This is a genomic window from Nitrosomonas sp. ANs5 (assembly GCF_050584665.1).
Taxonomy (GTDB): domain Bacteria; phylum Pseudomonadota; class Gammaproteobacteria; order Burkholderiales; family Nitrosomonadaceae; genus Nitrosomonas.
On the sequence record NZ_JBEUDO010000016.1, the window covers coordinates 1 to 23,344 of the forward strand.

At 52.1% G+C, this 23,344-nt stretch carries 21 protein-coding genes and 1 tRNA gene; 18 read left to right on the forward strand and 4 right to left on the reverse strand.

Going from position 1 to position 23,344, the window contains the following annotated elements:
* Positions 1–118 precede the first annotated feature (118 nt).
* Positions 119–1,882: an ABC transporter transmembrane domain-containing protein gene (locus ABTW62_RS05630; protein WP_430903610.1), complete on the forward strand. Its 1,764-nt coding sequence runs from the start codon at positions 119–121 to the stop codon at positions 1,880–1,882.
* 167 nt (positions 1,883–2,049) lie between these two features.
* Here the strand turns inward: ABTW62_RS05630 and ABTW62_RS05635 are convergent, their stop codons facing one another.
* From ABTW62_RS05635 to gpmA, 4 genes are all read right to left on the reverse strand, one after another.
* Complete coding sequence (locus ABTW62_RS05635) at positions 2,050–2,835, reverse strand: HesA/MoeB/ThiF family protein (RefSeq protein WP_430903612.1); 786 nt, start codon at positions 2,833–2,835, stop codon at positions 2,050–2,052.
* A gap of 40 nt (positions 2,836–2,875) precedes the next feature.
* Entirely contained in the window at positions 2,876–4,291 is a 1,416-nt protein-coding gene (locus ABTW62_RS05640) for a S41 family peptidase (RefSeq protein ID WP_430903613.1), read from the reverse strand.
* Positions 4,292–4,395: 104 nt separating this feature from the next.
* A complete protein-coding gene (locus ABTW62_RS05645) occupies positions 4,396–5,613 on the reverse strand; it encodes a murein hydrolase activator EnvC family protein (RefSeq protein ID WP_430903614.1) in 1,218 nt (405 codons plus the stop codon).
* 409 nt (positions 5,614–6,022) lie between these two features.
* Complete coding sequence (gene gpmA, locus ABTW62_RS05650; RefSeq protein ID WP_430903615.1) at positions 6,023–6,772, reverse strand: 2,3-diphosphoglycerate-dependent phosphoglycerate mutase; 750 nt, start codon at positions 6,770–6,772, stop codon at positions 6,023–6,025.
* Positions 6,773–6,944: 172 nt separating this feature from the next.
* Between gpmA and tpiA the strand changes: the two genes are divergently transcribed.
* The 17 genes from tpiA (at position 6,945) to nuoN (ending at position 23,031) form a co-directional block, all read left to right on the forward strand.
* Entirely contained in the window at positions 6,945–7,700 is a 756-nt protein-coding gene (gene tpiA, locus ABTW62_RS05655) for a triose-phosphate isomerase (RefSeq protein ID WP_430903617.1), read from the forward strand.
* Between the two features lie 28 nt (positions 7,701–7,728).
* Positions 7,729–8,100: a preprotein translocase subunit SecG gene (secG, locus tag ABTW62_RS05660; protein ID WP_430903618.1), complete on the forward strand. Its 372-nt coding sequence runs from the start codon at positions 7,729–7,731 to the stop codon at positions 8,098–8,100.
* Between the two features lie 36 nt (positions 8,101–8,136).
* Positions 8,137–8,221: transfer RNA gene (locus ABTW62_RS05665), tRNA-Leu, on the forward strand.
* A 76-nt stretch (positions 8,222–8,297) separates the two neighbouring features.
* Positions 8,298–8,654: an NADH-quinone oxidoreductase subunit A gene (locus ABTW62_RS05670; RefSeq protein ID WP_430903660.1), complete on the forward strand. Its 357-nt coding sequence runs from the start codon at positions 8,298–8,300 to the stop codon at positions 8,652–8,654.
* A gap of 3 nt (positions 8,655–8,657) precedes the next feature.
* Entirely contained in the window at positions 8,658–9,134 is a 477-nt protein-coding gene (locus ABTW62_RS05675; protein ID WP_430903619.1) for a NuoB/complex I 20 kDa subunit family protein, read from the forward strand.
* Between the two features lie 9 nt (positions 9,135–9,143).
* A complete protein-coding gene (locus ABTW62_RS05680) occupies positions 9,144–9,764 on the forward strand; it encodes an NADH-quinone oxidoreductase subunit C (protein ID WP_430903621.1) in 621 nt (206 codons plus the stop codon).
* Between the two features lie 61 nt (positions 9,765–9,825).
* Complete coding sequence (locus tag ABTW62_RS05685) at positions 9,826–11,079, forward strand: NADH-quinone oxidoreductase subunit D (protein ID WP_430903622.1); 1,254 nt, start codon at positions 9,826–9,828, stop codon at positions 11,077–11,079.
* Positions 11,080–11,087: 8 nt separating this feature from the next.
* Entirely contained in the window at positions 11,088–11,564 is a 477-nt protein-coding gene (gene nuoE, locus ABTW62_RS05690) for an NADH-quinone oxidoreductase subunit NuoE (protein WP_430903623.1), read from the forward strand.
* Positions 11,561–12,838, forward strand: a complete 1,278-nt coding sequence (gene nuoF / locus ABTW62_RS05695) for an NADH-quinone oxidoreductase subunit NuoF (protein ID WP_430903624.1) — start codon at positions 11,561–11,563, stop codon at positions 12,836–12,838. The genes nuoE and nuoF overlap by 4 nt, the downstream gene beginning before the upstream one ends.
* A 69-nt stretch (positions 12,839–12,907) precedes the next feature.
* Positions 12,908–15,307, forward strand: coding sequence for an NADH-quinone oxidoreductase subunit NuoG (gene nuoG, locus ABTW62_RS05700; protein ID WP_430903626.1), 2,400 nt, complete (start codon positions 12,908–12,910; stop codon positions 15,305–15,307).
* Between the two features lie 22 nt (positions 15,308–15,329).
* Positions 15,330–16,430, forward strand: coding sequence for an NADH-quinone oxidoreductase subunit NuoH (nuoH, locus tag ABTW62_RS05705; RefSeq protein ID WP_430903627.1), 1,101 nt, complete (start codon positions 15,330–15,332; stop codon positions 16,428–16,430).
* A 14-nt stretch (positions 16,431–16,444) separates the two neighbouring features.
* On the forward strand, positions 16,445–16,933 hold the full coding sequence (gene nuoI / locus ABTW62_RS05710; RefSeq protein WP_430903661.1) for an NADH-quinone oxidoreductase subunit NuoI: 489 nt from the start codon (positions 16,445–16,447) through the stop codon (positions 16,931–16,933).
* Between the two features lie 18 nt (positions 16,934–16,951).
* The gene (locus ABTW62_RS05715; protein ID WP_430903628.1) at positions 16,952–17,557 is read left to right on the forward strand and encodes an NADH-quinone oxidoreductase subunit J; all 606 of its coding nucleotides are present in this window, start codon (positions 16,952–16,954) and stop codon (positions 17,555–17,557) included.
* 58 nt (positions 17,558–17,615) lie between these two features.
* The gene (nuoK, locus tag ABTW62_RS05720; protein WP_430903629.1) at positions 17,616–17,921 is read left to right on the forward strand and encodes an NADH-quinone oxidoreductase subunit NuoK; all 306 of its coding nucleotides are present in this window, start codon (positions 17,616–17,618) and stop codon (positions 17,919–17,921) included.
* A 77-nt stretch (positions 17,922–17,998) separates the two neighbouring features.
* Complete coding sequence (nuoL, locus tag ABTW62_RS05725) at positions 17,999–19,945, forward strand: NADH-quinone oxidoreductase subunit L (protein WP_430903630.1); 1,947 nt, start codon at positions 17,999–18,001, stop codon at positions 19,943–19,945.
* Positions 19,946–20,039: 94 nt separating this feature from the next.
* Positions 20,040–21,521: an NADH-quinone oxidoreductase subunit M gene (locus ABTW62_RS05730; RefSeq protein WP_430903631.1), complete on the forward strand. Its 1,482-nt coding sequence runs from the start codon at positions 20,040–20,042 to the stop codon at positions 21,519–21,521.
* Between the two features lie 64 nt (positions 21,522–21,585).
* Entirely contained in the window at positions 21,586–23,031 is a 1,446-nt protein-coding gene (gene nuoN, locus ABTW62_RS05735) for an NADH-quinone oxidoreductase subunit NuoN (RefSeq protein WP_430903632.1), read from the forward strand.
* Positions 23,032–23,344 lie beyond the last annotated feature (313 nt).

Consider the following 23,344-nt stretch of genomic DNA (forward strand, 5'->3'; position numbering starts at 1 on the left):
GATAATTCGATGCCTGGTATTTGATTTCAAATCTGTCTGTGCGAGTATTCGAACAGGCCGAGCCCAAAATAATTTAGTGGCATCCATCACAATCGTCGTTTCAATCTTTCCTGCCTGAATGATCAAGAATCTGTTTATTACCAGTCGCCGCTGGCAAGCTGTCAGGAAGATGGCTGCTTATGTCGCGCCTTACAAAGGGCCGCTTGTTTTCAGTTTGTTCGCGTTGTTGTTGACTGCCGGGATTACGTTGTCGATCGGGCAAGGTATCAGGTTGTTGATCGATCGTGGTTTTGCCACCCAATCGCCTGCCTTGCTGACCCAGTATGTGCTAATTTTTTTATTGTTGGTCGGGTTGCTGGCGCTGGGCACGTTCACGCGTTATTACTGGGTGACCTGGCTGGGTGAGCGGGTGATTGCGGATATTCGGCGTCAGGTTTTCGCGCACCTGGTCGAGCTGCATCCGGGATTCTTCGAGGCCAACCGCAGTCTGGAGATCCAGTCGCGCCTGACTGCGGACATGACTTTGCTGCAGTCGGTGGTGGGATCTTCGGTATCGGTGGCATTGCGCAACCTGATCATGCTGGCAGGCGGGGTGATCTGGCTGTTCATTACCAATGCCAAGTTGACTGCCATTGTGATGCTCAGCATCCCCTTGGTGATTGTGCCGATCATGCTGTTCGGCCGGCGCGTGCGGGCATTGTCGCGCCAGAGCCAGGACCGGGTGGCGGCAGTGGGCGCCTATGTGGGCGAGGTGCTGGGGCAGATCAAGACTGTTCAGGCATATAACCATCAGGCAATGGACAAAATGCGTTTCGACCAGCATGTGGAGGATGCGTTCGCTATGGCTCGCGAGCGCACCTTGCAGCGCGCCAGGCTGATCGGTGTGGTGATTGTGCTGGTGTTCGGCGCGATCGGCATGATGCTGTGGGTGGGGGGCATGGACGTGATCGCGGGTGAGATCAGCGGCGGTGAGCTGGCAGCGTTTGTGTTCTACAGTATTATTGTCGGGTCGGCGGTCGGTTCGATATCCGAGGTGTATGGCGAATTGCAGCGTGCGGCCGGGGCGGCCGAACGGACGATGGAGCTGCTGGAAGCGCCGAACCAGATCCGCTCACCGTTGCATCCGCAGCCATTGCCGCCGGTGGTGGGCTATATCGCCTTCGAGCAGGTGTGCTTCGCTTATCCTTCTAGGCCGGAAGTTCTGGTGACCGATCATTTTTCGTTATCTGTGCGCCCAGGCGAAACACTGGCGCTGGTCGGGCCTTCGGGTGCGGGCAAATCGACTCTGTTTGATTTGCTGCTGCGTTTTTTCGATGTCCAGTCCGGTTGCATCATGCTTGAGGGCGTGGATATCCGGCAGCTCGATCTGGTGGCGCTGCGCCGTTGCTTTGCGCTGGTCTCGCAACACCCGGCCTTGTTTCACGGCACCATCGGGGAGAATCTGCGTTATGCCTGCCCGGATGCCAGCGATGCGGCCGTGGAGGCAGCGGCCAAAGCTGCATTTGCGCATGATTTCATTCAGGCCCTGCCTCAGGGTTATCAAACCCGGCTGGGGGATGCCGGTCTGGGTTTATCGGGTGGACAGAAGCAGCGGCTGGCGATCGCGCGCGCGATTCTGGCCGATGCGCCGATTTTGCTGTTGGACGAGGCAACCAGTGCGCTGGATGCACAGAGCGAATACTGGGTGCAGCAGGCACTGGCTAGATTGAGTGCCGACCGGACGACGATTGTGATCGCGCATCGCTTGAGCACGGTCATGTCATCTGACCGTATTGCGCTGCTGCAGCATGGACGGTTGCAGGCGCTTGGCACGCATGCCGAGCTGATGGCGACCAACGAATTGTATGCGCGTCTGGCGGCATTGCAGTTTCATGCTTCCTGAGGCGGGCGGGACCGGGCAGTCATCAGGGGTGTACTCGCGTACCATAAATTCGATGATGGATTATCACCGTGGCACATGCTCATCATGCACGAAGCTGGAAAGCACGAAGTCAGGCTTTTTCCGGACGATTGTAATTTAACATCGGCTGGATGGTGCGCAGGCGCACCCTACAACGATTGAACGGCAACCTGGCCGCGCCGGGGGCGGTTCGGACCACAGGCTGGGCAGGCGGGATCTTTTTGCAGTTTGAGGGAACGCCATTGCATGTTGAGTCCATTCAGGAGCAGGAGACGGCCATTGAGTGTTTCGCCCATGCCGATTAACACTTTGATGGTCTCGGCCGCCTGCATGCAGCCAATGATGCCGGCCAGCGGCGAGAAGACGCCCATGAGGGCGCAGTTGGGATCCTCGCTTTCCCCCGATTCCGGGAACAGACAGTGGTAGCAGGGGCTTTCCTGCTGACGCAGGTCAAAGACGGTAACTTGTCCGTCAAAACGCATGACTGCGCCGGATATCAAAGGTTTGCGGTATTTCAGGCAAACTTGGTTGATTGCATGGCGGGTTGGGAAGTTATCGCAGGCATCCACTACGGCATCGACTTCGTAGACTTCCTTAGTCAGCAGGCCGATGGAGGCGCGTTGCGGTAGGGAAACGATCTGGATGTCGGGATTGATGCGCCGTAGGGTGTCTTGGGCGGAATCGGCTTTCAATCTGCCGATGGCAGCGGTTTCATGCAGGATTTGCCGTTGCAGGTTGGTCAGGTCGACCCGGTCATGATCGCAGATGACCAATTTGCCAATACCGCTGGCGGCAAGATAAAGGGCTGCCGGTGAGCCCAGCCCGCCAGCGCCCACGATCAGGACGCTGGCGTGCATCAGTTTTTCCTGGCCGGCGAGATCGATTTCTGGGAGTAGGAGATGGCGGCTGTAGCGCAATAGCTGTCGATCATTCACGATAAGCCTCTATCCCTGCTCCCTGGTTGCCAGTGCTGAATCAGCCTTGCGCCTCGCTGGTCTGGATTTCCGGTTCCTGGATAAGCGACTTCAAGTGGTCGATTGCTCTGACCAGCAGGTGATCGTCGCTGGAGCCAAACTCCATCGGACCGTCCTTTTTCTTGTCGTGTTTTTCCTTGGGCGACTTGCTGGCAGACGGTTTGTCGGCTTTTTTGGTTACCGCTTTTTCGTCTTCCTTGCCGTTGCTCAAATGACGGTTCAGGTCAGCTTCACGCAATAGGCGCGAGTTGCTGTTGGTTTCTTCGTCCAGGATATCCGGCGTGATGCCTTTGGCCTGGATCGACTGGCCATTGGGCGTATAGTAGCGTGCCGTGGTCAGTTTAATGGCAGTGTTGTTGCCGAGCGGCAGGATGGTCTGGACCGATCCCTTGCCAAAGGTTTGCGATCCCATGACGATAGACCGTTTGTGATCCTGCAGGGCGCCAGCGACAATTTCCGAAGCTGAGGCAGAGCCGCCATCCACCAGTGTGATCATGGGGATGGTTTTGATATCGGCTGGTAAATTCGCCAGAAAATCCCTGCCGGAGCTGCGCAGATAGTATTCCGGGCTGGCGCGCAGCTGCATTTTAGCGTCACTGGTCCGGCCTTCGGTGTATACCACCAGTGCGTCGCTTGGTAGGAAAGCTGCCGACACGGCAACCGCGCTATTCAACAGTCCGCCCGGATCACTGCGTAAATCCAGTATCAGGCCTTTCATGGGGATCTGGCTTTCCTGGTAGAGCTTGGTGATGGCTTCTGCCAAGTTCTCTCCCGTGCGCTCCTGGAATTGGGTGATGCGTACGTAGCCGTAACCGGGTTCGACCAGCTTGGATTTGACGCTTTCGATTTTGATGATGGCGCGAACCAGTTCAAATGTCAGTGGCTCGGTTTCGCCTTCGCGCACGATGGTCAGCTCGATGGAGGTGTCTGGCTTGCCGCGCATGCGTTTGATTGCGTCGCTGAGGGTCATGCCTTTGACCGCGGTACTGTCGATCTTGATGATCAGGTCGCCGGTTTTGATGCCGGCCCGAAAGGCGGGTGTGTCCTCGATGGGCGAAATGACTTTGACCAGACCATCTTCCATGGTGACCTGAATGCCCAGGCCGCCAAATTCGCCTTGGGTGCCGATTTGCAGTTCCTTGTATTCTTCAGTATCCAGGTAGGCTGAATGTGGATCCAGTCCTACGAGCATGCCGTTGATCGCTTCGGTAATCAGTTTCTTGTCTTCTACCGGTTCGACATAGTCGCTCTTGATGCGACCGAAAACTTGAGAAAATGCACGCAATTCCTCGATCGGGAGGGTGTGTAGTTCATCCCTGATTTGTTTGTCGGCTATGGCAGAGAAATTGAGGCTGACCATGATTCCGACGACCACACCGACAAAAATTAAACTGGTTTTTTTCATGAAATTACGCATTGTATTGGCTCCGCGCTGGGTATCTTTTGGAAAATTCCGAGTGTGAGTGTGCTGGTTATATTCAATGTTCATTGGACTCATGGATTGTTAATGAATTCACCGGATCATTCTATTTTTGCCCAGGTCAATGGGTCAAATGGTTTGCCCTGATATCTCAATTCAAAGTATAGACCGGTTTCTGTATTGCCTCCGCTATTTCCGACTACTGCAATGGTATCACCGGTTTTGACCTTGTCGCCCACGCGTTTGTAAATCGCTTCATTGTTGCCGTAGAGGCTCATATAGTCACTACCGTGGTCCACTATCAGCAGATTGCCAAAACCACGAAGCCAGTCGGCGAATACAACCCGGCCGTTCGCAATCGCCTTGACCTCGTTTCCGCCACGAGCGCGGATGAACAAGCCTTTCCACTTGACACTGCCTTCACGTGGACTGCCGAAGCGGTTGACAAGTTCCCCGCGCACGGGTAGGCGAAGTTTGCCTTTGAGGGATGCGAACGCACCGCGTTGCTTGCTGGCATCGGGGAGCTGTTGGTTGCGCAGGTGGGGAGATTTGCTGCTTTGCCGGGCTGATGCGGCGGCGGCTTTTCTTTGAGCCAGCAGCTTGTTAATTTGCTCAATCAGCTCGGTCAGGCGCTGTTCATCCTGCCTGAGTTTGGTAATTTCGTTGCGCTGTAGTTCGATTGTTTCAGAGAGCTTGGCCAGTAACGTTGCCCGCTTGGTTTTTTCCTGTTCGAGCCGGGTCTTTTGGCTGAGCTGGGCTTGCTGTATGCGTTCCAGTTTCTGTTGTTTGGCGAGACTCTCCCTGGTCAGGGCATCGAGTTCAAGCATCTGGTCACGCAGGGTGTCAATATGCTCTGAGCGTGCGCGAACCAGGTAACCGTAGTAATGCAGCTTGCGCATGATTGCATTCGGATCCTGCTGCTTGAGCAGTAACGGCAAATGCTCTTCGCGCCCTGTTAGGTGCTGATGATAGATTAATTTGCCAAGTTGTTCCTGCTTAAGCTTGACCTGCTGTTCGAGCTGCGTGGATTGCGCCTGCAGTTGGGCCAGTTGCGCTTGAATGTTTTGTTGCTGCTTGGCAAGCTTGACGAGTTGGCGCTGAATGTCACTGATCGCCCGCTCGGAATCACGGAGCGCATCGGCGGCCTCATTTTTGGAGGTTTCTTTCTGCGCTAAATCCTTCTGCAGGGTTGAAATGCGTCCCTGTAGATCCCGAAGCTGCTTCTTATTGTCCTGATTGGATTGCGCGACAGCAGGCGAGAGGAGGCAGCACAGGTTCAGCAATAGCAGTAGCGAGAAGGCTTGGGGCAGCAGTCGCACTTTGTTATAGGGCTAATGGTTGGATTAAGTGGGCTATCCGGTAGGGTTTGCCCGCAACCCGGATGACAGTATTAATATTGGGCATCTGCAGCCGGATGGTGGTCGTGTATTTCATGGATCATATGATTCGATTCACGCTTAAATATGGACGAAAGCCCGATTGCAAAACATTATATGCTTCTGAGCAGACACAGGCGGCGTTTCATTATGCATGATTCCGAGCAGTGCCAGCCGATACGACGTTCAAATAGTGGCTGATTTATCACTGTCGCATGTTTGGCCGTGCCCTGCGCGAGCCGAATGGTTGCCATTGGCAGGGGGCAGGGCGCATCGATATTGCTTGGCCAGGGGATGGTTCCGGATTGTATATAAAAACATACCGCGCGCCTCGCCTCTGGAGGGCGATGGATCAGGCCTTGACCTTGCCCTGGTTGACGACTGTGGACATGGCTTGTTCGACTGCTGTCGTATCGCCCAGATAGTAGTTTTGTATGGGTTTCAAGTCATCATCGAGCTCGTATATCAAAGGGATGCCAGTCGGAATATTGTAATTCAGAATATCCTGATCGGAGATCTGGTCGAGATGCTTGATCAAAGCGCGCAGGGAGTTGCCATGTGCGACGATGATGACATTTTGTCCGGATCGAATTTGCGGCGCAATGGTCTGATCCCAATAAGGCAGGAAGCGCGCGACTGTGTCCTTGAGGCTTTCGGAGAGCGGGATTTCGTTTTTCGCCAGGTTCTGGTAGCGCGGATCGAATCCGGGGTAGCGCTCATCCTCGGCTGTGATTGCTGGGGGTTGCGTGTCGTAGCTGCGTCGCCAGATCAGGACTTGCTCGTCGCCGTATTGTTGGGCAGTTTCTGCCTTGTTCAGGCCTTGCAGTGCGCCATAATGGCGTTCGTTGAGTCGCCAGTTGAGTTCAACAGGTGTCCACATCCTGTCCATTTCATCGAGGGTAATCCAGAGTGTGCGAATCGCACGCTTGAGAACGGAGGTGTGGGCGATATCGAAGGCGAAACCGTGATCGCGCAGCAGTTTGCCAGCGGTTTTGGCTTCTTCGATGCCTTTGGGCGTCAAATCTACATCTGTCCAGCCTGTGAAACGATTTTCTTGATTCCAAGTGCTTTCTCCATGTCGCAGGAGAACGAGTTTTTTCATGTTGGCCTTAAAAACAAAAGCGTACTTTATAAAATAACCAGCCCGCTATTTTATTATATTTTGGCATTACGCGCAGCATCTCGACAGAACTTGGGGCATGCAGGCATTGACGCAACCCCGATTCACGGGTAGGATCCTCGGGTTTTACAGACTTGATTTGATTGGAGAGAAAATGGCGCGCGCAGGGCTGGTGGCAGGTAACTGGAAAATGCACGGAAACCTGGAGCAGAACGAGGCCTTGCTGGCAAAGGTCGTCGCGGGGACAAGTGCGCTGCAGAATGCAAGCTGCGCTGTCTGCGTGCCTTTCCCATATTTAGCGCAGGCGGGTGCATTGCTGAACGCTACACATGTTGCCTGGGGTGCGCAAAATGTCAGCCAACATGAACAAGGTGCCTATACCGGGGAAGTTTCTGCCAGTATGTTGACCGATATGGGTTGCCGATACGTGATTGTGGGGCATTCCGAGCGGCGGGCGTACTATGGCGAAGCCAGCGAGCTGGTCGCAGACAAGTTCAGAATCGCGCAGGCACATGGGTTGACGCCCATTCTTTGCGTCGGAGAGACGCTGGCGCAGCGCGAGGCAAGCGACACCGAACGTGTGGTGGCCGAGCAGCTGGACGCAGTCATTAATACTGCCGGCATCGAAGCTATTGCACAATCGGTCATTGCCTATGAGCCGGTGTGGGCAATTGGTACGGGCAAAACAGCTACGCCCGAGCAGGCACAGGAAGTGCACGCATTTATCCGTAATAGGCTGGCCGGAAAAGATGAAGCGGTCGCCGCAAAGGTGCAGATACTATATGGCGGCAGTGTCAAGGCAAATAATGCGAATGAACTGTTTGCCATGGCCGATATTGACGGCGGCCTGATTGGTGGCGCATCGCTGATTGCCGAGGATTTTATTTCAATTTGTCTGGCGGCGCAGTAATCGCAGAAATTATTGAGGGTGAGAGATAGTGGAAACACTTGTTTGGTCTTTGCATATCATCGCTGCGGCGGTGATGATTATCTTAATCATGTTGCAGCAGGGAAAAGGGGCCGATATGGGGGCCGCTTTCGGTGGCGGCGCCTCGGGTAGCGTATTTGGCGCGAGTGGTTCTGCCAATTTCCTGAGCAGGATGACCGCTATGGCGGCAACGGTGTTTTTTATAACCAGCCTCTCGCTGGCGTATTTTTCCGGCGACCAGGTTGAGATTGATAGTGTGATGCAAAAAATAGAACTGGATGCAACCGAAGCGGTTGTGCCCGGAGAGTCGGATGATGGCGTGCAGCAACCGGAAGCCGAAGATGATGATGCCGTTTCACGGGTCAGGAAAATCCCGGAATAATTCTTTGGGTTAGGCTGCTGTAAGTGATAGTGATATGCCGACGTGGTGGAATTGGTAGACACGCCGTCTTGAGGGGGCGGTGGCGAAAGCTGTGCGAGTTCGATTCTCGCCGTCGGCACCAATGAATGCAATAAGCTCAGCAAGCACATCAAAGAAGTCTCGATACGATTAAATTAGGAATCAAAATGTTGGACACCATGCTTGGAAATTATTTTCCGATCCTGCTGTTTATTCTGATAGGGCTGTCGATTGGGGTGTTGGCAATGCTGGCCGGCTGGCTGCTGGCACCAAACAAGCCGGATGCAGAAAAGCTGTCTCCTTATGAATGTGGATTCGGTGCTTTTGAGGATGCGCGCATGAAGTTTGATGTGCGTTATTACCTGATTGCGATTTTATTTATTTTATTTGATTTGGAAATTGCGTTTCTATTTCCCTGGGCGGTCGTCCTGAACGAGATAGGTTGGTTTGGCTTTGTTGCCATGCTGGTGTTTCTCGGCATACTTGTAGTGGGTTTTATCTACGAGTGGGTGAAAGGCGCATTAGAATGGGATTGAGTGATGAGTATTGAAGGTGCGCTTGACAAGGGGTTTGTCACAACAAAACTCGATTCCCTGATTAATTGGGGACGTACGGGCTCAATGTGGCCGATGACGTTTGGTTTGGCGTGTTGTGCGGTGGAGATGATGCAAACCGGTGCATCGCGCTACGATCTGGACCGGTTCGGTATCGTTTTTCGTCCAAGCCCTCGCCAGTCGGATGTGATGATTGTGGCGGGTACATTGTGCAACAAGATGGCACCTGCGTTACGCAAGGTTTATGACCAGATGGCCGAACCCAGATGGGTGATTTCCATGGGGTCATGCGCGAACGGAGGCGGCTATTATCATTATTCCTACTCGGTCGTGCGAGGGTGCGATCGTATTGTTCCGGTCGATATTTATGTGCCAGGCTGTCCGCCCACAGCAGAAGCTTTGCTGTATGGCATTATTCAATTACAAAACAAAATCAAGCGCACCAATACTATCGCGCGCTAGAATCCAGAAATGACAAATAGTCGTCTTGAGAAACTTGCTGCTGCTTTGCAGCAGGCATTGGGTGATCAGTTGGCTGATATCAATCAGGCGTTGGGAGAGCTTACGATTCGAGTTCGCCCCGAGGATCTGCTTGGTGTGGCGCAAACACTGCAGAGCCATCCTGATTTGAGCTTCGAAACGTTGATCGATTTATGTGGCGTCGATTTCAGCGAATATACCACTGATACCCACGCTGGACGTGGTCGGGAAGGCAGGCGCTTCGCTGTGGTTTATCACTTGCTCTCGGTCACGCACAACTACAGATTGCGCATGCGGGTCTTTGTGGAAGATGACGAATTGCCTATGGTCGATTCTGTCGTAAACATATGGCCTTCAGTCAACTGGTTTGAACGCGAAGCCTTTGATTTATACGGCATCGTATTCGGCAACCATCCAGATTTGAGAAGAATTCTTACCGACTACGGGTTTATCGGTAATCCGTTCCGCAAGGATTTCCCATTGTCCGGGCATGTGGAGATGAGTTATGACCCTGACCAGAAACGAGTCGTTTATCAACCGCTTACGATTGAACCACGCGAAATAACCCCTTATGTGATTCGCGAAGAGCAGTATGGCAGGGATGAGGGATGACGCAGATATTGAATCACTGTAGACCGAATACCGGTTTGCAAGTGCAGGAGTAACCGAAGAAATGGCTGAAATCCGTAATTACACCATGAATTTTGGACCGCAACACCCTGCTGCGCATGGTGTGTTGCGTCTTGTGATGGAGCTGGATGGAGAAGTAATCCGGCGCGCCGATCCGCATATCGGATTGTTGCATCGGGCGACAGAAAAACTGGCCGAAAATAAGACCTACGTCCAGTCAGTACCCTACATGGATCGTCTGGACTATGTGTCCATGATGGTTAACGAGCATGCCTACGTGATGGCAATTGAAAAGCTGCTGCAGGTTGATGTGCCGTTGAGGGCGCAATATATTCGCGTCATGTTCGACGAAATTACGCGCATTCTCAATCATCTGCTGTGGCTCGGCTGTCACGCGCTGGATGTCGGGGCGATGACCGTGTTCCTGTATACATTCCGCGATCGAGAGGATTTGATGGATTGTTACGAAGCGGTCTCGGGCGCAAGGATGCATGCGGCCTATTACCGGCCGGGTGGCGTGTACCGGGATTTGCCGGATAGTATGCCGTACTACCAGCCATCCAGCATACATGACGAGAAGTCGACCAGGCAGCGTAATGAAAATCGGCAAGGTTCGCTGCTGGATTTTATCGAGGATTTTACCAACCGGTTTCCAAAGTATGTCGATGAATACGAAACGTTGTTGACAGATAACCGTATCTGGAAACAGCGGCTGGTTGATATCGGTGTCGTCAGCCCGGAACGCGCCAAAGCGCTGGGCTTTACTGGGCCGATGTTGCGGGGCTCCGGCGTGGAATGGGATTTGCGTAAAAAACAACCCTACGAGGTTTATGACCGGGTGGATTTCGATGTGCCGGTAGGCGTCAATGGCGACTGCTACGATCGTTACCTGGTGCGCATGGAAGAGATGCGTCAGGCCAACCGGATTATCAAGCAGTGTGTCGACTGGCTGCGCAGCAATCCTGGCTCGGTGATTACCGACAATCACAAGGTTGCGCCACCTTCTCGTCTTTCCATGAAGCAGAACATGGAAGAAATGATCCATCACTTCAAACTTTTCACCGAGGGTATGCATGTACCACGTGGCGAGGCCTATGTCGGAGTAGAGCATCCTAAAGGTGAGTTTGGAATTTATATTATCTCCGATGGGGCCAATAAACCTTATCGCTTGAAGATCCGCGCGCCCGGCTTCGCTCATTTGGCAGCATTGGATGAGATGACCCGGGGACATATGATTGCCGATCTGGTGGCGGTCATCGGTACGCAGGATATCGTGTTTGGCGAAATAGACAGATAAGTAAACCAATGTTAAGTGCTGAAGCCCTGAAAAAAATAGACCGGGAGATTGCAAAATATCCCAGCGATCAGAAGCAGTCTGCGGTGATGTCTGCCCTAGCCATCGCACAGGATGAGAAAGGCTGGCTGGCAACCGAAACCATGGATTTCGTTGCGCAATACCTGGACATGCCTCCCATTGCCGTCTATGAGGTTGCAACGTTCTACAATATGTATAACTTGCAGCCAGCCGGTAAATACAAAGTTACGGTGTGTACCAATTTACCTTGCGCCCTGTCGGGCGGGAACCAGGCAGCAGACTATCTCAAGCAAAAACTCGGAATCGATTTCAATGAAACCACTGCCGACGGCAAGTTCACCCTTAAAGAGGGTGAATGCATGGGAGCTTGTGGCGATGCTCCGGTTATGCTGGTCAACAATAAGCAAATGTGCAGCTTTATGACTAACGACCAAATAGACCGGTTACTTGAGGAATTAGATAAATGACTCAACCCGTTCAGACGATCATGGCGGGGGTTGATCCTGCCGATCCCGATAACTGGAAACTGAAAAGTTATTTGAAGCGCGACGGTTATGCAGCGCTGAAGAAGATCCTGTCCCAGAAAATATCTCCCGAGGAAGTGATTGAGGAGGTCAAAAAATCCGCATTGCGCGGCCGTGGCGGTGCCGGCTTCCCGACAGGTTTGAAGTGGAGCTTCATGCCGCGCCAGTATGAAGGGGAAAAATATCTGGTCTGCAACTCCGATGAGGGCGAGCCGGGTACCTTCAAGGATCGGGATATCATGCGTTACAACCCGCACATTCTGATCGAAGGGATGCTGATTGCAGCCTATGCGATGGGTATTCGCACTGGCTACAACTACATCCACGGCGAAATCTGGGCAACCTACGAACGCATGGAAGAAGCTGTCGAAGAGGCCCGTGCCGCCGGATTTCTGGGTGACAATATCCTGGGTTCGAATTTCAGTTTTCAGCTGCACAACCATCACGGCTATGGTGCGTACATTTGCGGGGAAGAAACCGCTTTGCTCGAGTCGATAGAAGGCAAAAAAGGCCAGCCTCGCTTCAAGCCACCGTTCCCTGCCAATTTCGGTTTGTATGGCAAGCCGACCACGATTAACAATACGGAAACCTTCGCCTCGGTACCGTGGATTATCCGTCACGGCGGAGAGAAATACCTCCAGCTTGGGCGCCCCAATAACGGCGGAACCAAGATATTTTCTGTCTCCGGACATGTCAACAAACCCGGCAATTACGAGATTCCGATGGGAACGCCTTTCACCACATTGCTGGAGATGGCTGGGGGCATGCGCGGGGGCAGAAAGCTCAAAGGCTGTATTCCCGGCGGGTCATCCATGCCAGTGTTGCCTGGCGATGTCATGATGGCAACGGATATGGATTATGATTCCATCGCCAAAGCCGGCTCTATGCTGGGGTCCGGCGCCGTAATCATCATGGATGATACGACCTGTATGGTGCGCGCACTGGAGCGGCTGGCCTATTTTTACTACGAAGAGTCCTGCGGACAATGCACGCCATGCCGCGAGGGCACCGGCTGGCTTTATCGAATTGTTCATCGTATCGAGCATGGTAAAGGCCGTCCTGAAGATTTGGATTTGCTGGATAATCTGGCTGACAATATTCAGGGCCGTACCATTTGCGCCCTAGGGGATGCGGCAGCCATGCCAGTTCGCGCTATGTTGCAGCATTTCAGAGATGAATTCAGCTACCACATCGAGCATAAAAAATGCATGGTGTAGGTCATGCGTGAACCGTTTCATGCGTGCGTATTTTTATTTGACGTTCAATAATCCGAGAGTTTTCGGCCGATGATTAATATTGAAATTGATGGTAAGCAGGTAGCCGTGCCCAAGGGCAGTACCGTGATGGATGCTGCCAAACAGGTTGGAATTTACATACCGCATTTTTGCTATCACAAGAAATTATCCATTGCTGCCAATTGCCGGATGTGTCTGGTAGAGGTGGAAAAGGCACCCAAACCCCTGCCCGCATGCGCCACACCCGCTGCGGACGGCATGAAGGTGTCGACGCAGTCTCAGCAGGCTGTGACTGCGCAAAAAGGCGTCATGGAATTTTTGCTTATCAATCATCCGCTTGATTGCCCCATTTGTGATCAGGGGGGCGAATGCCAACTGCAGGATCTGGCGGTAGGCTATGGCTCCAGCGGCTCCCGCTATCAAGAAGCCAAGCGGGTCGTCACCAATAAAAACCTGGGCCCGCTGATTTCGACCGACATGACGCGCTGTATCCATTGCACGCGCTGTGTGCGTTTTGGTCAGGAGATCGCCGGGATCATGGAATTGGGTATGGCTGGTCGCGGAGAGCATTCAGAAATTTTATCTTTTGTCGGCAAAACGGTTGATTCGGAATTATCCGGCAATGTGATCGATCTGTGTCCGGTGGGCGCATTGGTGAGCAAGCCTTTCCGTTATTCTGCCCGTACCTGGGAGTTGTCGCGCCGGAAGTCGATCAGTCCGCATTGTGGGCTGGGCAGCAATCTGGTTGTCCAGGTTAAACAGAATCGAGTCATGCGTGTGCTGCCGCGTGAGAACGAGTCGATTAATGAATGCTGGCTATCGGATAAAGACCGGTTCGCCTACGAAGGCTTGAATTCGGAAGATCGCTTGAGAACACCTTTGATCAAGCGTGACGGGCAATGGCAAGCGTGCAACTGGCAGGAAGCACTGGCTTTTGCCGTGGATGGCATTCAGAAGGTGATTGAAAAGCATGGCCAGCAAGGTATCGGCGCACTCGGGTCTCCCCATAGCACGCTGGAAGAGCTTTATCTGCTGCAGAAATTGGTGCGCGGACTGGGTAGCCAGAACATTGATCATCGCGTCCGTCAATCCGATTTTCGGGCGGATACGGTCATGCCGGGCATTCCCTGGCTGGGCACGCAGATTGCCAATGTTTCGGAACTGAAGGCGATGTTGGTCATTGGCAGCACTTTGCGCAAGGATCATCCATTGCTGGCACAACGGATGCGGCAAGCTGTCAAGCAGGGTGGTCAATTGAGTCTCATCAATCCGGTCAATGACGATTTGCTCACCCAGGTTGCGCATCGTGCCATTGTTGCACCTTCGGCGATGGCAGGTGTTTTGGCACAGGTTTTGAAAGCGACGGCTGAAATCAAAGGTATGCGCATACCGGCAAATACGCAGGCGGCAGTTGGATCGATCGAAGTGTCTGAAACCGCGCGCGCCATGGCCACCAGTCTGGTCGAACAGGCGCCAGCGGCTATTTTCCTCGGAAATCTCGCGCAGCATCATCCGCAATATGCTGATTTGCTGGCAATGGCGGAAGCATTGTCCACGATGACTGGCGCCAGCTTTGGCGTATTGGGCGAAGCGGCAAACAGTGTCGGGGCATTTGTAGCAGGTGCCATACCGTGGGTGAATACTGCCCAGACAGCCACTGATAGCGAATCGTCGCCGACGGGAATGAATGCCGGTCAAATGCTCGGGTGGGCATCGGCAGCCCAGGAGGGCTGCCAGGGTTATATTTTGATGAATCTCGAACCCGAGCTGGATAGTTATGATACCCAACGCGCGATACAGGCTCTGAATAAAGCAGATTTCGTCGTTTCCCTGAGCAGCTACCAAGGAAATGTGCCCAACTACGCGCATGTCATTCTGCCGATAGCGCCCTATACGGAGACTTCGGGGACTTTCGTCAATACCGAAGGACGTTTGCAAGGTTTCAATGGCGTCGTGCCACCGCTGGGCGAGACACGTCCAGCATGGAAGGTGTTGCGAGTGCTGGGGAATCTGCTGCAACTGGATGGGTTTGACTATGAGACATCGGAGCAGGTGCGCGCCGAAATTGTGCCAGACAGCCAGCAACTGGAACAGCTTTTGAATAATTCGCTCGCCACGTATGCCGTCAGTGTCGAGCATCCTGTTAAAAGTATCGAGCGAATAGGTGAAGTACCGATTTATCAGGCAGATCCGATTGTGCGACGTGCTGCGTCATTGCAAGCAACACGCGATGCAGCGCTGCCGGTCGCATTCCTTTCGACTGCATTGCTCGACAAGCTGGGTCTGCAGGCAGGCGCAGCGGTCAGAATTACACAAGGTGAACACGCAATTCAAGTGACCACAACCTGCGATGACAGCCTGCCTGACAACTGTGTGCGGGTAGCCTGTGCATATCCGCAAACTGTCATGTTGGGTGCGATGTTCGGTGAGATTGAGCTGGAAAAATTATAAGGTCTAAACTCGGGATCTGTTAATGAATAACTCGCAACAATTATTTGAACAATTATTTGGCCCGGAATGGGGGGCGCCACTCTATTTGGTGGTGAAGAATGTGATGCTGATCCTGGCAATTGTGACGCCGCTATTGTTGGCAGTGGCTTATCTCACCTTTGCCGAAAGGAAAATCATCGCCTACATGCAAGTTCGGGTAGGGCCTAATCGGGTGACCTTCTTCGGTATTCCTTGGTTGCGCGGCTGGGCACAGCCGATCGCCGATGCAGTCAAGGCGCTGATGAAGGAAATCATCGTGCCGACCGGTGCGAACAAGTTTCTGTTTCTATTGGCTCCGATTCTTACCCTGGGGCCTGCCCTGGCAGCCTGGGCGGTTGTACCGTTCTCTCCCGAACTGGTCCTGGCCGATATCAACGCTGGTTTGCTCTATATTCTGGCGATGACCTCGCTCGGGGTGTATGGCGTGATCATTGCCGGTTGGGCGTCCAATTCAAAATATGCTTTTCTTGGCGCCATGCGTTCCGCGGCACAGGTTGTTTCCTATGAGCTGGCAATGGGATTTGCCTTGGTATGTGTGCTGATGATGTCATCCAGCCTTAATCTTGGCGATATCGTGGCCGGCCAGCAGGGGGGCAGCCTCCTGAACTGGTATTTGATCCCGTTGTTCCCGATGTTTCTGGTGTATTTCATTTCGGGCGTGGCAGAAACCAATCGTGCGCCCTTCGACGTGGCCGAGGGTGAGTCGGAAATTGTGGCCGGGTTTCACGTGGATTATTCCGGTATGGCATTTACCGTTTTCTTCCTGGCGGAATATGCCAATATGATCCTGGTGGCAACCCTGGCAAGTATCATGTTTCTGGGTGGATGGTTGCCCCCGATTGATATCGCGCCGTTCAATCTGATTCCAGGCATGATCTGGCTGTTGTTGAAGATTGGCTTCATGCTGTTTTTCTTCCTTTGGTTCAGGGCCACATTTCCCCGCTACCGCTATGATCAGATTATGCGGTTGGGGTGGAAGATTTTCATACCGGTCACCCTGATCTGGATTGTCGTGATCGGTGCGGTCATGCAGTTGCCGGAGACAGTCAGACTCGCATTTCCACTCAATCTCTGGTTTAGCTGAGAGGAGACAGAATGATGGAACGAATCAAGCAGTTTTTTAAGTCCTTTCTGTTATTTGAATTGCTGAAAGGGATGAAGGTTACTGGGCGATATTTGTTTGCGCCTAAAATCACGGTGCATTATCCGGAGGAAAAAACGCCCCAATCTCCGCGCTTCAGGGGTTTGCATGCCTTACGTCGCTATCCTAATGGTGAAGAACGTTGTATTGCGTGCAAGCTTTGCGAGGCGGTTTGTCCCGCGATGGCGATCACCATAGAGTCCGATCAGCGCGAAGACAGCACTCGCCGGACAACCCGCTATGATATCGATATGATCAAGTGCATCTTTTGCGGTTTTTGTGAAGAAGCCTGCCCAGTCGATGCAATCGTCGAGACCCGTGTGCTGGAATATCACGGTGAGATTCGCGGTGATCTGACCTATACCAAGGAAATGCTATTGGCGGTAGGAGATCGCTATGAAGAACAGATTGCTAAAGACAAGGCCGCGGATGCGCCTTACCGTTAAACCAATGGTAGTGATTTCATGAATTTCCAGGATTTTATTTTCTATAGCTTGGCCAGCGTGCTGATCATTGCGGCACTTGGCGTGATTACCTTGCGTAATCCGGTTCATTCCGCATTACTGCTGGTGCTGGCTTTTGTCACGTCTTCCGGATTATGGTTGTTACTGGAAGCCGAGTTTTTGGCGATCGCGCTGGTGCTGGTATACGTGGGTGCGGTCATGGTGCTGTTTCTGTTTGTAGTGATGATGCTGGATATCAATCTGGATCGCTTGCGCGAGGGATTCTGGAAATGGTTTCCGTTTGGGGCAGCGCTCGCCTTGGTGATGGCGGTTGAAATGAGCATGGTATTGATGGGCCAGCAGTTCGGATCCGAAAATATGCCGGCACCCGAGCTCAAAGCGGCCGATTACAGCAATACCAAGGAATTGGGGCGCTTGATCTATACCGAATATGTTTATGCATTCGAGCTCGCGGCAGTGATTCTGCTGGTGGCGATGGTTGCTGCAATCGCTATAACCTTGCGTCATCGAACGGATAAGAAATCCCTGAATATTTCCAAACAAATTGCGGTTCGGCGGAATGATCGGATCAGAATCGTGTCCATGCCAGCCGAGAAGAAAGAATAATAACGCTGGTTAGAACCTTCGGCCATTTCATATTTACTCCACCTAAGAGGTAATCGTCTTGGTATCGTTGTCACATTATCTTGTGCTTGGCGCAGTGTTGTTTGCCATAGGGGTTGTCGGCATTTTCCTCAACCGCAAGAATGTCATTATTCTATTGATGTCAATCGAGCTGATGCTGCTGGCCGTCAATATGAATTTCGTGGCCTTTTCACATTATTTGCAGGATACGGCCGGACAGATATTCGTGTTCTTTATTCTGACTGTCGCGGCGGCGGAAGCGGCAATTGGTCTGGCCATTCTAGTCGCGTTATTCCGGAATTTGCGTACCATCAATGTGGATGATCTCAACGAGCTTAAGGGTTAGGCATCAGCCTAATCCATAACTCTGAGCCTGCTATCACAGGCCGTTTGTTAACCGAAAACTGTTAATTCATAACTTAGATGGAAAAACTTTATTTGCTGGTTCCGATGGCGCCTTTATTGGGCGCAGTCATCGCAGGATTATTTGGACAGCGGATCGGTCTGTTCTGGAGTCACCGCACGACGATTGCATTGGTGGCGTTGTCGCTCTTCGCCTCGATCGTGATTTTTGTTGATGTACTCCAGGGAAATACCTATAACGGTAGTGTCTATACTTGGATGACATCGGGCGAAACGGTCTTTGAGGTTGGCTTCCTGATCGATATGCTGACTGCTACCATGATGGTGGTAGTGACCGGGGTTTCGCTCATGGTGCATATCTATACGATTGGCTATATGCATGGTGATCCGGGTTATCAACGCTTTTTCAGCTATATCTCGCTGTTCACCTTCGCCATGCTGATGCTGGTGATGTCCAATAATTTCCTGCAACTGTTTTTCGGTTGGGAAGCGGTGGGATTGGTCTCCTACTTGTTGATCGGATTCTGGTACACCCGCCCGACTGCTACTTATGCAAATTTAAAGGCATTCCTCGTCAACCGGGTCGGTGATTTCGGCTTTCTGCTCGGCATCGGACTGGTGCTCATGCATTTCGGAACACTCGACTATGCGCTGGTTTTCTCACATGCCGGGCATATGTCATCGCAGTCGATTGAGATTATCCCTGGTGAATCCTGGATGCTGCTGACTGTCATCTGTCTGTTGCTGTTTGTCGGGGCGATGGGTAAGTCGGCACAATTTCCACTGCATGTCTGGCTGCCCGATTCGATGGAGGGCCCTACGCCCATTTCAGCCCTGATTCATGCGGCAACCATGGTGACTGCCGGTATTTTTATGGTGGCACGCATGTCGCCTTTGTTTGAATTTTCCGAAACGGCCTTATCGACGGTCCTGGTGATCGGCGGCATCACAACCTTGTTCATGGCGCTGGTTGCGGTGGTACAAAACGATATTAAACGCGTGGTGGCTTTTTCCACACTCTCGCAGCTGGGTTATATGACTGTAGCATTGGGCGCTTCAGCGTATTCGGTCGCAATTTTTCACCTGATGACGCATGCTTTCTTCAAGGCGCTGCTGTTTCTGGGCGCTGGCTCGGTCATCATCGCCATGCATCACGAGCAGGATATGCGCAAAATGGGGGGGCTGAAGCAATATATGCCGATCACTTTTGCTACCATGTTTATCGCGGCGCTGGCGAGTGCGGGCGTGCCTGGTTTTTCGGGCTTCTTTTCCAAGGATGCGATTATTGAAGCGGTGCATTTCTCGGAGATCCCCGGTGCCGATTTTGCCTACTTTTGTGTACTGAGTACGGTTTTCGTGACGGCCTTGTATACTTTCCGCCTGATGTTCATGACCTTCTACGGTCAACCGCGCATGGATAGCCATACGCGTGAGCATTTGCATGAATCACCGCGCGTGGTCACATTGCCGTTGATCGCATTGGCGATACCGACAGTGGTGGCTGGCTGGTTCATTGGACCCATGCTTTTCGGCGATTATTTCGCTGACGTGATCTATGTTCAGGCCCAACATGATGTAGTGGCCAGAATGGGTGAGGCCTACACCGGTATTTTCGGTATGATCGGCCATGCATTCGTGACGCTGCCTTTCTGGCTGGCCATTGCGGGCATATTTACGGCTTGGTTCTTGTATCAATACAAAACCGAATTACCCGCCAAGATCAAGAAAATCGCCGGTCCTGTCTATACATTGCTCGATCGCAAGTATTACATCGACGAACTTTATTCGTGGTTGTTCGCGGGTGGATCACGCGCATTGAGTACCCTATTGTGGAAATATGGAGATACCAAACTCATCGATGGATTTCTCGTGAATGGTTCGGCCCGTGCGGTGGCATGGTTTGCGACCGTAGCACGCCGGTTTCAGTCCGGGTATATCTACCATTACGCGTTTAGCATGATTGTAGGTGTCTTTATTTTGATGAGTCTGTGGCTGTTCCATTTTTAGGCTCCAGGGTTTTGATAGCCATGGCCGTAACCGGCTGGGCTGGATCCTTGGAATAACTTATACGCATTGATATGCAATTCGAGACGAGAAAATCATGTTGTTTGGATTTCCACTGTTAAGTCTGATTATCTGGTTGCCAATTATTTTTGGCCTGATTGTGCTGGTGATGGGTGACCATAATTTGAAGGTAACCCGTTGGCTTTCGCTAGCCGGATCTGTGGCTGGTTTCTTGGTGGCACTCCCGCTTTATGGCGGCTTCGACCCATCCGTTAGCACGATGCAATTTACCGAACGCAGTGTATGGTTCGAACGGCTCAATGTGTTTTACGATCTTGGGGTGGATGGCATATCAATGCCATTGATTCTGTTGAATTGTTTCACTACACCGCTGGTCGTTATTGCTGGCTGGGAAGTCATTCGTGAACGCGTTTCACAGTATATGGGTGCGTTTTTGATCATGTCGGGGATCGTCAACGGTGTCTTTGCATCACTCGATGCGGTACTGTTCTACACCTTCTGGGAAGCATCGTTGATTCCGATGTTTATTATCATCGGTGTCTGGGGCGGGCCTAACCGGGTATATGCCGCGATCAAGTTCTTCCTCTATACCTTGCTGGGCTCGTTATTGATGCTGGTAGCACTGATTTATCTATATCAGACATCGGAAGGCAGTTTCTCGATCCTGGATTACCATCAGCTTCCGATCCCGATGACCGCTCAGATTCTGATCTTCCTTGCCTTTATGCTGGCTTTTGCGGTCAAGGTGCCTATGTGGCCGGTTCATACCTGGTTACCGGACGCGCACGTGGAAGCACCTACCGGCGGGTCGGTGGTCCTGGCGGCCATTCTGCTCAAGCTGGGCGGCTACGGTTTTCTGAGATTTTCTTTGCCTATCGCGCCTGATGCCAGTCAGGAGCTGGCCTGGTTATTGATTCTGCTGTCGCTGGTTGCGATCGTTTATATTGGCTTGGTGGCATTGATGCAACAGGACATGAAGAAACTCATAGCCTATTCGTCGGTTTCGCATATGGGATTTGTGACGCTGGGCTTCTTCCTGTTCAATGCCTATGGTCTGGAAGGCGCGATGGTGCAAATGATTTCCCATGGCTTTATTTCAGGCGCCATGTTTTTGTGTGTTGGGGTCTTGTATGACCGCATGCATTCTCGCCAGATTTCGGATTACGGTGGTGTGGTAAACAAAATGCCAGTTTTTGCTGCATTTTTCATGTTGTTTGCGATGGCCAATGCTGGATTACCCGGTACCAGCGGATTCGTCGGTGAGTTTATGGTGATCATGGGGTCTATTGAGGTTAATTTCTGGTATGCCTTCTTCGCTGCCCTGACGCTGATCTTTGGCGCGGCCTATACGCTCTGGATGTACAAACGGGTTATTTTTGGCGCAGTCGCCAATCAAAAAGTGGAAGGATTGCAGGACATTTCCAGGCGCGAGTTTTCAATATTGGCGATACTGGCACTGGCGGTATTGTTCCTGGGTGTTTACCCACTACCTTTAACGGAAGTGATGCATGTCACTGTTGATAACTTGCTCGAACATATCGCCCGTTCCAAGCTATAAGAGTATTAATCCGGTTTTTCAAACATTAAAGTATTTATTCCCTTTAGGAAACTGAGGACAATTCATGGATTTCCTGTCACCTGACTTTGCGCCTGCTTACCCGGAGATTTTCTTACTGGTCATGGTGTGTGTGGTTATGCTTGCGGATTTGTTTGCTGGTGAAAAACATCGCTATTTGGCATTTTTCCTGGCATTGTTTGCGCTTGCTGGTGCCGCGGTGTTGACTTACAGTACATTCTCTACCGAGGTCAGTTATACTTTTTCCGGCATGTTTGTTGATGATGCCTTGTCCGATACACTCAAGTTGTTGATGTATCTAACGGTAGCAACAGTATTGATCTACTCTCGCGTGTATATCAGCAAGAGAGGGCTGCTGCGCGGAGAGTTTTTCAGTCTGGCATTGTTTGCCACGCTCGGCATGATGGTGATGGTTTCTGCCAGCCATCTCCTGACTTTGTATTTGGGACTCGAGCTGTTGTCATTGGCGCTTTACGCTATGGTCGCGCTGCAGCGTGATTCATCGATTGCCACCGAGGCCGCCATGAAATTTTTTGTATTGGGCGCCTTGGCTTCCGGTTTTCTGCTGTATGGCATGTCCATGATCTACGGTGCGACGGGTACCTTGCACACACCCGAGCTTACGGCCATCATTCGCTCGGGCGTGATGGACCATGCTGTGCTAGTGATTGGTTTGGTCTTCGTGGTGGCCGGTATCAGTTTCAAAATGAGTGCCGTGCCATTTCACATGTGGGCGCCGGACGTCTATGAAGGTGCGCCCACGGCAGTGACGCTGTTTATTGGCTCAGCCCCCAAACTGGCAGCATTCGGATTTGTCATGCGTTTGCTGGTCGAAGGGCTGGGAGAAATGGCTGCCGACTGGCAGGGCATGCTGGCATTGCTGGCGGTAGCTTCCATGGCGGTGGGGAATATCGCTGCTATCGCCCAGAGCAATATCAAGCGCATGCTGGCTTATTCAACGATTTCACATATGGGATTTGTGCTGCTGGGTTTTCTTGCCATCAACGAGAATGGCTATAGCGCTGCGATGTTTTATGTGATTGCCTATGTGCTCATGACGGTCGCAGCTTTTGGAATTATCATGCTGCTATCTCGCGAAGGCTTCGAAGCGGATGCGATCAGCGATTTCAAGGGACTCAATCAGAGAAATTCCTGGGTCGCCTTGATCATGATGGTCGTCATGCTGTCGATGGCAGGCATTCCCCCCATGATTGGTTTCTATGCGAAACTGTCTGTTTTGCAGGCGGCCCTTGAGGCAGGTTATTTATGGCTGGTGATTTCGGCTGTGGTGCTGTCCCTGATTGGTGCGTTTTATTATCTGCGCATTATAAAATTCATGTATTTCGATACACCTGAAATAACCCAGCCAATCGTGTTCAAACCCGATGTCCGGCTCCTGATCAGTATCAACGGGCTGGCTGTCGTCATGCTGGGCATCTTCCCACAAATGCTGATGGGTCTGAGCTTGTTCGCGATACAGCATTCGATGTAATATTTTTCTGATCAGGGTTTGCAGCCAGCTTTCCTATGAGGAGATGGTTGCAAATTCTGATTGGGCGCCAGTTTCTTCCTCGGCCAGTGGCATTGGTGTGGTCAGTCGGTGCGCAAGCGCACCCTACCATCGGCCCGTTCCTGGCTTCCTCGTAGGGTGCGCTTGCGCACCACAACACTAATGATTGATTATTTTAGGCAGTCTGCATCCTCCTTGAAACGGTTTGGAGGTCTATGATCAGTCCATGCCATCGCTGGCGTGGATTTTTTGTACAGCTGCAGGTCTTGTGAGCGGTTGTTGGTTCAAGAATTTA

Bases quoted from the DNA above. Each gene is read 5' to 3' on its own strand.
- ABTW62_RS05630 (WP_430903610.1), top strand. From the start codon at position 119: ATGATCAAGAATCTGTTTATTACCAGTCGCCGCTGGCAAGCTGTCAGG.
- ABTW62_RS05640 (WP_430903613.1), bottom strand. From the start codon at position 4,291: ATGCGTAATTTCATGAAAAAAACCAGTTTAATTTTTGTCGGTGTGGTC.
- gpmA (WP_430903615.1), bottom strand. From the start codon at position 6,772: ATGAAAAAACTCGTTCTCCTGCGACATGGAGAAAGCACTTGGAATCAA.
- tpiA (WP_430903617.1), top strand. From the start codon at position 6,945: ATGGCGCGCGCAGGGCTGGTGGCAGGTAACTGGAAAATGCACGGAAAC.
- ABTW62_RS05670 (WP_430903660.1), top strand. From the start codon at position 8,298: ATGCTTGGAAATTATTTTCCGATCCTGCTGTTTATTCTGATAGGGCTG.
- ABTW62_RS05675 (WP_430903619.1), top strand. From the start codon at position 8,658: ATGAGTATTGAAGGTGCGCTTGACAAGGGGTTTGTCACAACAAAACTC.
- ABTW62_RS05680 (WP_430903621.1), top strand. From the start codon at position 9,144: ATGACAAATAGTCGTCTTGAGAAACTTGCTGCTGCTTTGCAGCAGGCA.
- ABTW62_RS05685 (WP_430903622.1), top strand. From the start codon at position 9,826: ATGGCTGAAATCCGTAATTACACCATGAATTTTGGACCGCAACACCCT.
- nuoE (WP_430903623.1), top strand. From the start codon at position 11,088: ATGTTAAGTGCTGAAGCCCTGAAAAAAATAGACCGGGAGATTGCAAAA.
- nuoF (WP_430903624.1), top strand. From the start codon at position 11,561: ATGACTCAACCCGTTCAGACGATCATGGCGGGGGTTGATCCTGCCGAT.
- nuoG (WP_430903626.1), top strand. From the start codon at position 12,908: ATGATTAATATTGAAATTGATGGTAAGCAGGTAGCCGTGCCCAAGGGC.
- nuoH (WP_430903627.1), top strand. From the start codon at position 15,330: ATGAATAACTCGCAACAATTATTTGAACAATTATTTGGCCCGGAATGG.
- nuoI (WP_430903661.1), top strand. From the start codon at position 16,445: ATGGAACGAATCAAGCAGTTTTTTAAGTCCTTTCTGTTATTTGAATTG.
- ABTW62_RS05715 (WP_430903628.1), top strand. From the start codon at position 16,952: ATGAATTTCCAGGATTTTATTTTCTATAGCTTGGCCAGCGTGCTGATC.
- nuoL (WP_430903630.1), top strand. From the start codon at position 17,999: ATGGAAAAACTTTATTTGCTGGTTCCGATGGCGCCTTTATTGGGCGCA.
- ABTW62_RS05730 (WP_430903631.1), top strand. From the start codon at position 20,040: ATGTTGTTTGGATTTCCACTGTTAAGTCTGATTATCTGGTTGCCAATT.
- nuoN (WP_430903632.1), top strand. From the start codon at position 21,586: ATGGATTTCCTGTCACCTGACTTTGCGCCTGCTTACCCGGAGATTTTC.